Here is a 13329-nt window from a genome sequence, read left to right as displayed (position 1 = left end):
GGAACAATCATCATGGCAACTCATACTCTTAAAGATAAAGTGGTACTGATTACAGGCGGTGCAAAAAACTTAGGTGGACTCATTAGCCGTAAATTTGCAGAACAAGGTGCAAAAATCGCAATTCATTACAATAGCGCTGAAACTCAGGCAGATGCAGAGCAGACGCTCGCAGATGTAACAGCTTTAGGTGTAGATGCCGTTTTAATTCAGGCAGACTTAACGCATATTGATAATATCGAAAGACTCTTTATCGACACCAAACAGCATTTTGGTGGAATTGATATTGCGATTAATACGGTTGGAAAGGTTTTGAAAAAATCCTTCTTGGAAACCACAGAACAAGAGTTTGATAGCATGAGCGATATCAACTCCAAAATTGCCTATTTCTTTATTCAGTCGGCTGGTCGGCATTTAAATGACGGCGGAAAAATCTGCTCAATCGTTACTTCGCTTCTTGCAGCCTACACTGGGCTGTACTCAACCTATGAAGGCTTAAAAGCCCCTGTTGAGCATTACACCCGCGCTGCATCAAAAGAATTTGGAGACCGCCAGATTTCTGTGACTGCTGTTGCGCCTGGACCTATGGATACACCCTTCTTTTATGGCCAGGAATCTGCCGAGGCAGTCGCTTACCATAAATCGGCTTCAGCTTTAGGTGGTCTTACTAAAATAGAAGATATTGAGCCATTAGTTCGCTTTTTAGTGACCGACGGTTGGTGGATTACCGGTCAAACTATTTTTGCAAATGGTGGTTATACCACTCGCTAAAATCAAAAAAGCCGCATCTAATGATGCGGCTTTTACTTTGCTTCATTATAAAAATTCTTCTAGCACTGAGTTTAAGAAAATATGGCCTTGCTCTGTACAGGCTAAACGGGAAACATCATCTACCAGTAGTTTTCTAGCTCGTAGAGAAGTGAGTACCTCATCTAAACCTTCTAGGCTTAAACCTGTACGCTGTTCATATAACTCAGCTTTTACACCATCATTTAAACGCAAAGCATTCATCATAAACTCGAATGGCAGCTCTTCTGCCTCAATCTTTTTCATTTGCAAATGTTCAGCTGGAACCTTGGCTAAATAGTCTTTTGGCAAACGAGTTTTTTGGAAACGATACACTCCATCTGGTCGTGTAACTTTGCCATGTGCACCCGCACCAATCGCAAGATAATCGCCAAATTCCCAATAATTTAAGTTGTGTGTTGAAGGCAGCTCTTTACGCCATGCCGAAACTTCATAGTTTATAAAACCATTTGCCTTAAGATATGCTTCACCCTGCTCTTGAATGTCTTCTAGCATTTCATCCTGCGGTAGAACAGGTTGGGTACGAAAGAAAACGGTATTCGGTTCAATGGTGAGTTGATACCAACTAATATGTGTTGCGCCACTTTCTACAGCTAACTGTAGATCGTAAAGCGCCTGTTCTAGCGTTTGCTCAGGTAAACCATGCATTAAGTCTACATTCACTCGCTTAAAGCCAGCCTGTTTTGCTTGTTGAATCGCTTCAATTGCATTATTTGCAGAATGAATACGTCCAAGCTTTTGCAAATGATTGGCATCAAAGCTCTGGACTCCAATAGACAACCGGTTAATGCCTGCCTCTAAATATCCTGCAAACGGGTCATGCTCTACCGTTCCTGGATTTGCCTCTAAGGTAATTTCACAGCTATCTTCAAACTTAAGTAATGACTTAAGCTCTGCAAATAACCACACATAACCCTGTGCCGAAATCAGTGAAGGTGTTCCACCACCAATAAATACACTGTGAATCGAACGCCCTTGTGCCATCTCTAGTTGAGTTTCAAAGTCGGCTACCAACGCTTTTAAATAGGTTTGCTCGAGTTCCGAAGAAAGTGCTCCGTCTGGTACGGCATGCGAGTTAAAGTCACAATATGGACATTTACGCACACACCAAGGCATGTGGATATACAAAGATAAAGGAATAGAAGCAGGGTTTAATACAGCCAAGGAACAGGTCCAATTTACACAATATTTCTATTTTAACATGACTGCATCAATGGGCTTATGAAAACATACCTTAATTGCTTTAGACTGTTTTTAAACATACTTAAATACTGATAAAAATGATGAAATTTTCTAGCCAATTTTTCCTATTTTTACCCTTAGCTCTGGGAATCGGTATTGCCATGGCTTTTCAAACCGCCATCAATGCACAATTGAGAGAACAATTACACACGCCCTTACAAGCAGCCCTCTTATCCTTTCTTGTAGGAACTATTGTTTTAGCAATCATGGTTTTCTTTCAAAGTGCTGAAAAGCCAACTTTAAGTGAAATATCAAATATTCCGTGGATTCTATGGACTGGAGGATTTCTTGGGGTTTATGCAATTAGCATGAGCATTTATACTGCACCTAAACTTGGTTTTTTAACCTTTTCAGGTTTAGTCATTTTTGGGCAAATAGTTATTTCTATGTTACTTGATCATTTTGGTTGGTTGGGCACAGAAAAGACACCTGTTACATGGCAACGGTTTCTTGGTGGAGTCATCATCTTTGTCGGTGTGCTACTCACTTTGCAGCGTTAGCTTCATTTTTATATTTATAAAGAGTACCTTTTGTGTCGAATGTCACATCTTTTCGGTCTGAATTAAAACAACTCTTCCACTTAATGCTACCGATTTTAATTACCCAGTTTGCTCAAGCAGGCTTTGGGTTAATTGACACTATTATGGCTGGGCATTTATCTGCAACCGATTTAGCAGCAATTGCTTTAGGGGTCGGTTTATGGGTTCCAATCATGCTCCTGTTCAGCGGCATTATGATTGCAACTACACCCTTGGTAGCCGAAGCAAAAGGCGCAAGAAATACAGAGCAGATCCCTGTCGTTGTTCGCCAGTCATTGTGGGTTGCCGTCATTTTAGGTGTACTGGCAATGCTCATTTTGCAGCTTATGCCGTTTTTCTTGCATGTGTTCGGTGTACCAGAGAGCTTACGACCTAAAGCAAGTCTATTCTTGCATGCAATTGGTTTGGGTATGCCAGCTGTGACCATGTACGCAGCGCTACGTGGCTATTCAGAAGCATTAGGCCATCCACGCCCTGTCACAGCTATTAGCATGTTAGCTTTAGTTGTATTGATCCCTCTTAACATGATTTTTATGCATGGATTAGGACCAATACCTGCATTAGGTAGCGCGGGCTGTGGTTTTGCAACATCCATTTTACAGTGGCTAATGCTGATTACTTTAGCTAGCTATATTTATAAAGCCTCAGCTTATCGAAACACGTCTATTTTTGGCCGATTTGATAAAATTAATATGGCTTGGGTTAAAAGAATTTTACAGCTTGGTCTACCAATCGGTTTAGCTGTGTTCTTTGAGATTAGTATTTTTAGTACAGGTGCATTGGTCCTTAGCCCACTTGGAGAAGTGTTTATTGCCGCACACCAAGTCGCAATTTCCGTTACCTCTGTGCTGTTTATGATTCCGCTTTCACTAGCCATTGCCTTAACCATCCGTGTCGGTACTTATTATGGTGAAAAGAACTGGGCTGCAATGTATCAGGTACAAAAGATTGGTCTGAGCACAGCAATATTTTTTGCCATATTAACCATGACTTTTATTGCTCTAGGCCGTGAACAAATTATCTCGATTTATACTCAAGACTTAACCGTAGCTCCTGTTGCGATGTATTTACTCTGGTTTGCAATGGCATATCAGTTGATGGATGCGTTACAAGTAAGTGCCGCAGGCTGTTTAAGAGGTATGCAGGATACTCAAGCACCGATGTGGATTACGCTCATGGCATATTGGGTGGTTGCTTTTCCTATCGGACTTTATTTAGCACGTTATACCCATTGGGGGGTAGCAGGTGTATGGCTAGGCTTAATTATTGGTTTAAGCATTGCCTGTGTCTTATTACTCTCACGGCTTTATTTAAATACCAAACGTTTAAGCCAAACCTAATAAAAAAGAGCCGATAAAATATCGGCTCTTTTACACTATGCAGATTTTGCTCTAGGACTTGCTCCAATTTGCCAGACAAAAGGTAAATCCGTACGGTTCACTTCCCAATCACCAATCACTTTTTCTTTATAGATAAGTGGATTATGTGAAGACACTGTTCGCGCATTACGCCAGAAACGGTCGAGTTGCTTGACCTGACTACTTGCTGACGCGCCTAAAGCATTAAATAACTGGCTGGTTAAATCCAGTACCAAGTTAGAAATCACCACCTGCCCTTGTGCGGACTCAAGCTCAGCATCTACATTAAACTGATGTTCTTTTACCTCTAACTCACTAAAGTGACTTTCATAAGCCTTTTGTAATGCCTCCGCCGTTTTTAAGGTAATTGCCTGACTTGCGTAGGCTTGAGCAGAGGCTTTACCCACCACTTGTAAAACTTGTGGGTCGTGACGAACCAGATCACCATTACCATGACTAAAAATACGTTTTCGCTCACGAATTTCTTGGCTAAAAGTTTCTACAGCTGCCTGTGCAATCCCGGTTAAGGTTGCAAGGTGTACGACCTGATAAAAAGCAGTCTGATATTTAAAACGCTGATCAAATGGAATGAGGTGCGAAGCTGGCAAATGAACCTGATGTACTTTTAAGGTGCCACTGCCCGTTGTCTTTTGACCAAAACCATCCCAATCATCAATCACACTTACCCCTGTTTCATGGCGATAAATAGCAGCAATTACATGGCGGTCATTCACTTCATCATAAGCAAATAGGTCTATCCAGTCTGCAAAGATACTTCCAGTTGAATAATACTTTTCACCATTCACCACCAAGTTGCCCGAAGCATCTTTGGTTACTCGTGTAACGACGTCACCTATCTGTACATTTCCAACTTCGGTCCATGCGTTCCCGACCAAATCACCTTGTACAAAGCGTTGAAACCAAACCTCCTGCGAATGCTCTTTATGGGCAACTAAACGGTCTTCAACAAAAGCGAAGTGTCCACGCAAAGCTTGCACAATATTCGAGTCTGCTTGTGCTAACTCTGCTAAAAGCTGGAAAAGTTGCGGTAATGACACCCCATCTCCACCATATTTAACAGGTACACGTACCGCACCTAATTTCAGTTCTTTTAACCACTGAATCGGTTCAAAAGGTAAGATTCGTTCTTTTTCTCGTTGAATTGCGCCTTGTGCAATTTTTTCAAAAACTGGACGAAATCTACTCGCTACCTTTTCATAATCAGCGCCTACGGACAGTTCTTCTAATTCAATTTGGGTAATTGTCATCTTTATTCTCCTAATCTTATTTTTTCTTCAATTTAACTCCATGCATGACGGGGCGGATGCACGCCATTGAGGTAATAATTACCGACAATGTGATATTTCCAGCGCACCGGATCATGCAAGGTATGGGTACGAGCATTACGCCAATGGCGATCTAGATTAAGCTCAGACAAAGTAGATCTTGTTCCAGACAACTCAAAAAGCTTATTGGCTGCTAAAATCGCAACTTCTGTGGTGAGTACTTTTGCTTCAGCAACCAGCAATGTCGCTTGGTTTACATGCTCTTCTGTCGTGTCGGCAATCGCTTGATCAATCGCATCTCCTGCCAAATCTAATACGGCTTCTGCTGCACGCAGTTTTATTTTTAAATCACCAATGTTTGCAATCGTGTAAGGATCATCACTGGCTTTTTCCAAACCTGAGTCGACCCATGCGCGGCTATGATTTTTGACATAGTGAATTGTTTCTTCAATGGCACCACGTGCAATACCTGCATCGACAGCAGCTTGAATAAATTGTGAAATTGCCCCTGCTGGAGTAGGACGCTCGAAAGCCTGATAAATCGGAACTAAATATTCTTCACGTACTGGAACCTGATTAAGTTCAACAGTGCCACTAGCCGTAGTTCGTTGCCCAAAACCAGACCAGTCATTAATAATATTCACCCCTGAAGTTTCCCGAGGGACTAGTGCTGCATAAGGCTGCCCTTGTTCATTCACCGCGACAATCGGAATCCAATGTGCTAGTAAGGCACCAGTTGCAAAGAATTTCTTGCCATTAATTTCATAACCATGCTCAGTCTTTCGTAATGTTGTAGTGAGGTCAGCAACCGTTTTGCTATGTTTTTCCGAAAAGGCATTTCCAAAACGGATTCCTCTCAACACTAAATTAAAGAAAAACTGTTGTTGTTCTGGGCCTGCATCAAGACGCAAATGTTCAATAAAAGCCAAATGATTTTGAGGAAGCTGCGCAAGAGAGGGGTCAACACTCGCAATGGTTTTGATGACCTCAGCCAACGTTCGATATTTGACTTGTGCACCACCAAACTGCTTGGGAACTGTAATGGCCCATAATCCACTTTGTGAGAACTGTTGAATTTCATTTAAGGGTAAACGGCGCTCTCTATCTCGCTCTGATGCCTCTTGTGCAAACTCTTGTGCAAGTTGTTTTGCAATCTGGATTGCCTCTTCATCGGAGCGAATAATATGTGCATCTTTCGACTGCTCAAATACAGATAAAGGAACCGCTTGAGATCGTCCATGGGCCGAATTTAAACTTGTCATAGCTTTTGTTATCTCTATATTTATTTAACCTGTCATTCACATTAGCACTAAAAAAATAGAGACTTTATAGATATTAAAGCTTTGTTTATGAAATGGATTTTCACAAGCTTTTCATATTTTTTACTATAAAAATAACATTTTGTTTTTCGAAAATTTTCTTACATGAGATAAACAATTTCGTATAGGCTTTTTAAGCTTTGTCACCTATGATCAAAACTAAGCAATATTATGTTGTAGTCAATGAGGTATCGAAGATATGGCAAAGAATGCAAGTTCACCAGGCAAACGTTTTATGAAACTTGCAGGAATGACCGCGAGCATTGCAACGAAAACCGTTTCTAACTCGATTCGAAACTTGACCGCAGATGAAGAGCAAAAGCTGGCTTCAAAAACCAAGTTATTTCAGGATATTGGTTTGCAAATTGCCGACACCTTAGGAGAAATGAAAGGTGCCGTCATGAAAGTCGGGCAAATTGCATCGCAATATAAAGATATTTTCCCGCCTGAAGTCGCTAAAGCAATTTCAAAGTTACAACGCCAAGCCCCAGCCATGCCTTTTGCTGCGATTCAACAGCAAATTGAACGAGAGCTTGGGAAACCGCTTAATGTGGCTTTTAAATCTTTTGATAGTGAACCTTTTGCTGCTGCATCGATTGGGCAAGTTCACAAAGCTACTCTGCCTAGTGGCGAACAAGTCGTGGTTAAAGTGCAATATCCAGGTGTTGATGAAGCCTGTGAAAGTGACCTAAAACAAGTACGTTTAGCCCTTCGCTTAATGGGCGTACTTAAAATTGATAAAAAGCTACAAGATCAGCTTTTTGCAGAAATTCAGGATAGCCTTTCAGCAGAACTCAATTATGAAATTGAAGCTCAAAATCTTGAGGTCTTTAAAACATTCCATAGTCAGTTAGATGACAAAATTATCATTCCAACTGTTTATAAAGATTACTCTTCAAGACGTATTTTGACCCTAAGCCTCGAACAAGGTGACAGCATTGAAACTGCAAGTTCTTGGCCGCTCGAAATTCGAAATACAATTGGAAACCGCCTAATACGTGCTTTAGGTCAGGAAATGTTCTTTTTAAAACGTTTTCACTGTGACCCTCACCCTGGAAATTTCGCTTTCCGCCAAGACGGCAGTGTAATTATTTATGACTATGGTAGTGTTAAAACCCTTTCAAATGAAATCGTTCAGCACTTCAAGCGTTTAGTGAATGCAGCTCGCCATGAAAATATTGATCTGATTGAAACAGAGCTACTCGAACTACACTCCATTGCTGAAAAAGGCAAGTTCCCAAGTGATCTTTATAAGCTATGGATTGAAGTGTTATTACGCCCGCTTAATACCACTTATGATTTTGCCGAGAACTCATCACATCATGATGGCATGTTGCTTGTGAAAAAATCTTTAAAGTATTGGGATGTCTTTAAACCTTCACCAGATACGCTGATGGTCAATAGAACAATTTCAGGACACTACTGGAACCTGATTCACTTAAAAGTACATGACAATCTCAGTGATTTATTTGAAGAACTGGTCCCGCCATCTAGCTAATTAAATTTTGAGTCAGTGTGACCTTTAGGGGATACATTGACTTTTTAATTGTTATGTTATAACATTTCTTTAATCAAAAATAATTTAGGACAATCTCTCATGCGTAAAGATATTCATCCTGCTTATCAACAAGTGTTATTTCATGATACCAATGCAGATGTGTACTTCTTAATTGGCAGTACTCTCCAGACGAAACAAACTAAAGAATATCAAGGTCAAGTCTATCCTTATGTCACCCTTGATATTTCAAGTGCATCACACCCTTTCTATACAGGTGAAGTACGTCAAGCAAGTAACGAAGGCCGTGTTGCAAGCTTTAATAAACGTTTCGCTCGCTTTAATCGTAAGAGTTAATCTTACGTTAAGGTTTGATCAATACACTTAAATCATTGGAAGCCTAAGACTATCTCCTCCACTTAGGCTTCTTTTTTTATGTCCGTTTTTTCGATCTTTTTATGTTGTGTATAAAAGAGAACTTATCCACAACTTATGTAAAAACTATTCTTATTTTTTCCACAACTCATCAATTTTTTGTATTCGCCAAGCTTCCAAAGCTTCTATTCGATGCTATGCTTAAACCCTCATTTGATAGGAAGTTTAAGATAATGGCACAAGAGTTACTTGCCCAATTACAAGCAGGCACAGCAAAATTTTCAGACGTTTTAGCTCATATTGAAGCACGCTACCAACATACTCCAACAGCTTTTCAAAATGGCGCACAGCATAACGCTGCTACTGAAAATCAAGGCAGTGCAAAAGTTTTCTCTTTTGCCAAATTACAAGATTTAGACCAAGCACAAACTTTAAGTTTATTTGCAGAACACTATGCATCTGTATTGGCTACACCTGAGGGAACTGATCACCAAAATATCCGTCAGTTTATGCAAAATGGTTGGGATGGTGTAAAGTTTGAAGGTCAGGCTTTAGCTGAAAAATAATAAGCTTTAGTAGCTAATGCCTCAAATCATAGGATTGTCGCAACAGAGTTTTTTCAGTTAGATTTTATACCTAGATTAGCCTTCAGCTCGACCTACTTTTCTTTTGGGAAAAGTAGGCAAAACCATTTTCATCAACAGAACCTGTTATCTGTTTGTACTTATCCAATATTTTGCAAAAACAATATATCTCTGATTTCAGTCAGGCTGTTGATGACTTTAACGCGTATCAAATCAAAGAATAAATCAGATAATTTTCTTTTTATAATTTAAATAATAATTAGTCATTTACTATCGTGACAAGCGGCAAGGATGCCGCTGTTTCGCTGTGCTATAAGGATGTAGCATCAGCGAAACAAAAGATTTTTGCTTACTTTTGATCTTTCAAAAGTAAGGTATGCCTATACAAATAGTGCTGGAGAATATTGTAAAACAGAGGCCGTGCCATATATATCGTGCCTTAAACATCTGAATAATCAGTTGCCTGCTACCCAATAATAAGTCGCCAAACCCAAACACGTAAAAATTAACGACCCAATTAAATGAATAGAAATCCCCAAGATCGCCATTCCCAATTTACCACTTTGCAACAACGTGACGATCTCAATTGAGAACGTTGAAAAGGTGGTTAAAGCACCACAAAAACCAGTAATCACAAAAAGTTTATAGTTTGGACTTAAATCACTATGGGCAAAGTAGGCAATCGCAAAACCAATAATAAACCCACCTACTAAATTAACGGTGACAGTACCCAGTGGAATTTGAGGATAAATCGGGTTGAGCTTTAAGCCTAAAAACCAACGTAACCATGCCCCTAGAACGGAACCTAGAGCAATTGAAAGTAGAGAGTAATACATAGGACCACCCCTTTAGATAGACGCTAAAAGAGTAAAAAAACATGAAGGTAAATGTGACATGGCGTACTCCAAAAATAAGCAAAGTACGCAATAACCTACGTACCCAGCGATATAAATACATGAGGGTAACGTAGGCATCATTAGCCAATACGGCGGTTTTTCAAGGGAAGAATGCCATCTCCCTATTTTAATTATATTAGTCCATCTAAAAGTTGATTGAAATATACTTTTTTAAATCATGGACGTTCAGCATACTGCGGCAAATCATCCAGAATACAATCCCACTCTGCTTTTGAAGCAGCAAAAATATGCATCGTTGGTTTTTGATCTAATAGTGTATCCAGAGTACCAATTCTTAAACGATATAGTTCAGGCTGTCCATCACGCGAGCTAATCAAAGGTGAACCACATTCACTACAGAACCAACGATACACACCTTCCACAGCAAATTTTTTGACTAATTCTTCGCCTTGGGTAATTTTAAAATCTGCACTTTTAATAGGAGCATTCGTGGCAAATGCTGTTCCATTGGCTTTTCGGCATCGTTGGCAATGACACTGAATAATATCTCCGATATCGCCTTTAATTTCATAGCGAATACCTTGGCATAAACAACTTCCCTGATAGACTGGTGATGCTTGAGACATGTGATCGCAACTCCTATTATTATTAATCGGTCAAAAATAACACTTTTCACCTATCAAACATAGCGCCAAATGAAGCACTTATCGCTCCAAGAATGAATGCACGCCCTGTCCCGCAGCTCGTCCTGTGGCAAAGCATGCTGTAAGTAAATAACCACCTGTAGGTGCATCCCAATCCAGCATTTCACCGCAGCAAAACACCCCTGATATTTCTTTGAGATTTAAACTTTCGGAAAGTGCTTCTTGCTTAATACCTCCTGCACAACTAATCGCTTCTTCAATGGGTCTAAAGCCCTCTAACTTGATTTGAAGCGCTTTGATTTGCTGAGCCATAGCGTCTGGTTGGTTCCATAGCGCTTTATCAACGACTTCTCTAATTAAGTTAATTTTGGCTGTGTCTAAGCCTGCTTTACGCCAGATATTGGTGAGCGATTGTTTTTTGCCAGCCTGCAATTTTTTAATTAACTGTGACAACTCTACATCAGGCAATAAATCTAAAAATAGATTTAAGCTTTGTCCTTGTTTTTGCTGTTCTCGTAAAGCACGCCCGAGTTTATAAATGACCCCACTTTCTAAACCATAGTGAGTAATCACAATATCACCATGTGTAATTTGGCTAGGATCGACCCATGCATGGACGCGTTTTAAGGGTTCACCAAAACAACTTTCCATAAAAGTAGACCAAGCGTGCAACACCCCTGCATTGCTTGGCTGGAAAGGCTCAATACTAGATTGATGAATCCATTGCTGCCATGCACCATCACTACCTAATTGTGACCACGACACAGCCCCACATGCCAATACCACAGCATCATACTGCTGGGTAAAAGTTTCAGCGTTTTGATTATTCTGATTTTGTAGAGTCACTGTTGTACCTTGCAAATCAATACAACGATGACGATAAAAGAATTTAACTTGCTGCTCTGCCAAGCGTTTTAGCCAAGCACGCAGTAAAGGCGCTGCTTTCATTTCGACCGGAAAAATACGACCAGAGCTGCCCACATAAGACTCAATTCCAATACTTTTCATCCAGTCTTGAATCCAGAGGGCACCCCACTTTTCAACCCAAGGTTTTAGCCATTCTGAATGGTCGTAACGCTCAATAAACTGTGCTAATGGTTCAGCGTGTGAGATATTTAACCCTGTTTTACCTGCCATAAGAAACTTACGCGCAGCTGAAGGCTTTTGTTCATACACATCAATATCATAAGCATATTGGCTTAATACTTCAGCAGCCATAAGACCTGCTGGGCCTGCCCCAATAATAGCAACCCGCTTATTCGCCATGTGTTTGCCCTTGCAGCGGCGCAAAATCATCAAAACGTGTGCTGTAGCCTTCAGGCTTGGTCATAATGAGTTGCTGACAAAGCTCGCCACGCTCTAAATACTTAATTTCAAAATGAGTACGTGCAGAGGTTTGGGCAATTTTTTCTTTTTGATAAGGCAGCTTCCACACATGAATTAACTGCTGTTCTGCTTCTTCAATATATTCAGGAATATTACTTGCCAATGTAATGGTTCCACCTGTTTGCAGGCGTGAGATTAAGAACTCAAAAAAAGGCATATTCAACCAGCGCTGTGCCGGATTATGTGGTTCTGGATTTGGATAGAGTATAAAGAAATGTTCAACTTGAGCAGGGTGTAAAGCGTGTACAACCCAAGGTAAAGCATCTGCATGTACAGGTACCAAATTATCTCTTGGTTCCAAACCATGCTGTTTTTGCATTGCCAAGAATTTTTCTCGGGTTCGTTCAATTGCATATAACGTATGCTGTGGCTGTTGGCCGCTAAAGAGCAAAGCATGTTTACCCTTGCCAGCACCAATTTCAACACAAATCGGTGTATTTTCAATTGGGGTAAAATCACGAGGCGCTTGCATACGTTGTGCTTGAAATTGACGAATCGGCATAATCACATCAAACTAAATAAAAATCGGCATAAGTCTAACAACTCACCTGACTTTTGCCTAATCTATTTCTCTTCACTTTGAGGATATCGCTATATGCCACGTACATTTCCCTGCCCACGTTGTGGTGGACCAAGTGTTTGGGAAGGTAATGAGTTTCGCCCGTTTTGCTCAGAACGCTGTAAATTAATTGATTTAGGCGCTTGGGCAAACGATGAATATAAATTGCCTACCCAAGATGCTCCTCAGCAAAACAAGGGTAGTCAAAATGAAGATGATTATGAGGATTAACCTGCTTTACCAGCGACAAACGGGTTAAATTGTTTTTCATAGCCAATGGTACTCATCGGGCCATGTCCAGAAATAAACTGAGTATCATCTGGCAAACTAAAACATTCACGTTTAATCGATTCAATTAACTGATCATGATTGCCTCGCGGGAAATCTGTTCGTCCAATCGAACCTTTAAACAGAACATCGCCTGTCCAAAGTAAGCCATGATTTTTATTATAGAAAACAACATGTCCTGGTGTATGCCCCGGTGCAAAGCGCACCTCAAACTCATCTTCACCCAGTTTTAGCACTTCGCCACCTTCAAGCCATTGATCGACTTTAACAGGCTGCGGAATTGGGAAGCCATACCGTGCTGATACTTCCTGAATCATGTCTAACCAGAATTGATCTTCTTTATGTGGACCAATAACTGGAACGCTCCATTCTTTAGCAAGCTCACCCACCGCTCCAGCATGATCTAAATGCCCATGAGTCAGCCACAGGGCCTTCACTTTTAGACCTAAAGCTTCAACTTCTTTTTTCAAAACAGCAGCGTCACCACCAGCATCAATCAAAACTGCTTCTTTCGTTTCACTGTCCCAAACGAGGGAACAATTTTGAGCAAATGCAGTAACTGGAACAATTTTGACTTGCAGCATAAAAACCTC

Annotated in this window: 15 protein-coding genes, 1 pseudogene and 1 riboswitch; of the genes and pseudogenes, 7 read left to right on the top strand and 9 right to left on the bottom strand. The window is 40.5% G+C overall.

All coding sequences use genetic code 11. The features are described 5' to 3' along the window. Positions 1–12: 12 nt before the first annotated feature. Positions 13–768, top strand: coding sequence for an SDR family oxidoreductase (locus AC07M3_RS09630; protein WP_199990015.1), 756 nt, complete (start codon positions 13–15; stop codon positions 766–768). 45 nt (positions 769–813) lie between these two features. On the opposite strand, the gene hemW is transcribed toward AC07M3_RS09630, so the two are convergent. Next, on the bottom strand, positions 814–1968 hold the full coding sequence (gene hemW / locus AC07M3_RS09625) for a radical SAM family heme chaperone HemW (protein WP_494567167.1): 1155 nt from the start codon (positions 1966–1968) through the stop codon (positions 814–816). Positions 1969–2084: 116 nt separating this feature from the next. Here hemW and AC07M3_RS09620 point away from each other — a divergent pair, with 116 nt between their 5' ends. Both AC07M3_RS09620 and abeM read left to right on the top strand, forming a co-directional pair. Beyond that, on the top strand, positions 2085–2546 hold the full coding sequence (locus tag AC07M3_RS09620) for a DMT family transporter (RefSeq protein WP_045434844.1): 462 nt from the start codon (positions 2085–2087) through the stop codon (positions 2544–2546). A 32-nt stretch (positions 2547–2578) separates the two neighbouring features. Next, entirely contained in the window at positions 2579–3925 is a 1347-nt protein-coding gene (abeM, locus tag AC07M3_RS09615; RefSeq protein WP_494567166.1) for a multidrug efflux MATE transporter AbeM, read from the top strand. Between the two features lie 35 nt (positions 3926–3960). Here the strand turns inward: abeM and AC07M3_RS09610 are convergent, their stop codons facing one another. Together AC07M3_RS09610 and AC07M3_RS09605 are read right to left on the bottom strand one after the other, a co-directional pair. Further along, positions 3961–5211 carry an acyl-CoA dehydrogenase family protein gene (locus AC07M3_RS09610; protein ID WP_003654675.1) on the bottom strand — a complete coding sequence of 417 codons (1251 nt, stop codon included), beginning with the start codon at positions 5209–5211 and terminating at the stop codon, positions 3961–3963. 32 nt (positions 5212–5243) lie between these two features. Then, positions 5244–6491: an SfnB family sulfur acquisition oxidoreductase gene (locus AC07M3_RS09605; protein ID WP_494567165.1), complete on the bottom strand. Its 1248-nt coding sequence runs from the start codon at positions 6489–6491 to the stop codon at positions 5244–5246. Positions 6492–6747: 256 nt separating this feature from the next. On the opposite strand from AC07M3_RS09605, the gene AC07M3_RS09600 reads away from it, so the two are divergent. The 3 genes from AC07M3_RS09600 to AC07M3_RS09590 all read left to right on the top strand — a co-directional run bounded on the left by AC07M3_RS09600 (position 6748) and on the right by AC07M3_RS09590 (position 8984). Continuing rightward, on the top strand, positions 6748–8046 hold the full coding sequence (locus AC07M3_RS09600; protein WP_045434837.1) for an ABC1 kinase family protein: 1299 nt from the start codon (positions 6748–6750) through the stop codon (positions 8044–8046). A gap of 99 nt (positions 8047–8145) precedes the next feature. Next, positions 8146–8400 carry a type B 50S ribosomal protein L31 gene (locus tag AC07M3_RS09595; protein ID WP_003654672.1) on the top strand — a complete coding sequence of 85 codons (255 nt, stop codon included), beginning with the start codon at positions 8146–8148 and terminating at the stop codon, positions 8398–8400. 251 nt (positions 8401–8651) lie between these two features. Beyond that, a complete protein-coding gene (locus AC07M3_RS09590; protein WP_004640939.1) occupies positions 8652–8984 on the top strand; it encodes a HopJ type III effector protein in 333 nt (110 codons plus the stop codon). Between the two features lie 158 nt (positions 8985–9142). On the opposite strand, the pseudogene AC07M3_RS09585 reads toward AC07M3_RS09590, so the two are convergent. From AC07M3_RS09585 to AC07M3_RS09565, 5 genes and pseudogenes are all read right to left on the bottom strand, one after another. Then, positions 9143–9238: pseudogene (locus tag AC07M3_RS09585) on the bottom strand (hypothetical protein); the annotation flags it as partial. A 219-nt stretch (positions 9239–9457) separates the two neighbouring features. Further along, a complete protein-coding gene (gene crcB / locus AC07M3_RS09580) occupies positions 9458–9838 on the bottom strand; it encodes a fluoride efflux transporter CrcB (RefSeq protein ID WP_454667488.1) in 381 nt (126 codons plus the stop codon). 124 nt (positions 9839–9962) lie between these two features. Beyond that, positions 9963–10029: riboswitch (Fluoride riboswitch) on the bottom strand. Positions 10030–10074: 45 nt separating this feature from the next. Continuing rightward, a complete protein-coding gene (locus AC07M3_RS09575) occupies positions 10075–10485 on the bottom strand; it encodes a GFA family protein (protein ID WP_494567164.1) in 411 nt (136 codons plus the stop codon). A gap of 78 nt (positions 10486–10563) precedes the next feature. After that, the gene (locus AC07M3_RS09570) at positions 10564–11769 is read right to left on the bottom strand and encodes a TIGR03862 family flavoprotein (protein WP_494567163.1); all 1206 of its coding nucleotides are present in this window, start codon (positions 11767–11769) and stop codon (positions 10564–10566) included. Beyond that, positions 11759–12397 (bottom strand): class I SAM-dependent methyltransferase, encoded by a 639-nt coding sequence (locus AC07M3_RS09565; RefSeq protein ID WP_080595440.1) that lies wholly within the window; start codon positions 12395–12397, stop codon positions 11759–11761. The genes AC07M3_RS09570 and AC07M3_RS09565 overlap by 11 nt, the downstream gene beginning before the upstream one ends. A gap of 87 nt (positions 12398–12484) precedes the next feature. Between AC07M3_RS09565 and AC07M3_RS09560 the strand changes: the two genes are divergently transcribed. Continuing rightward, positions 12485–12679: a DNA gyrase inhibitor YacG gene (locus tag AC07M3_RS09560; protein WP_003654666.1), complete on the top strand. Its 195-nt coding sequence runs from the start codon at positions 12485–12487 to the stop codon at positions 12677–12679. Here AC07M3_RS09560 and AC07M3_RS09555 read toward each other — a convergent pair. Next, on the bottom strand, positions 12676–13320 hold the full coding sequence (locus tag AC07M3_RS09555; protein ID WP_005045031.1) for an MBL fold metallo-hydrolase: 645 nt from the start codon (positions 13318–13320) through the stop codon (positions 12676–12678). The two genes, AC07M3_RS09560 and AC07M3_RS09555, sit on opposite strands and share 4 nt — an antisense overlap. Between the last annotated feature and the right edge of the window lie 9 nt (positions 13321–13329).

The sequence above is a fragment of the Acinetobacter sp. GW821-FHT09D10 genome (assembly GCF_059416285.1).
Note: the sequence above shows the minus strand (reverse complement) of the source record. Positions and strands in the feature narration are given on the sequence as shown.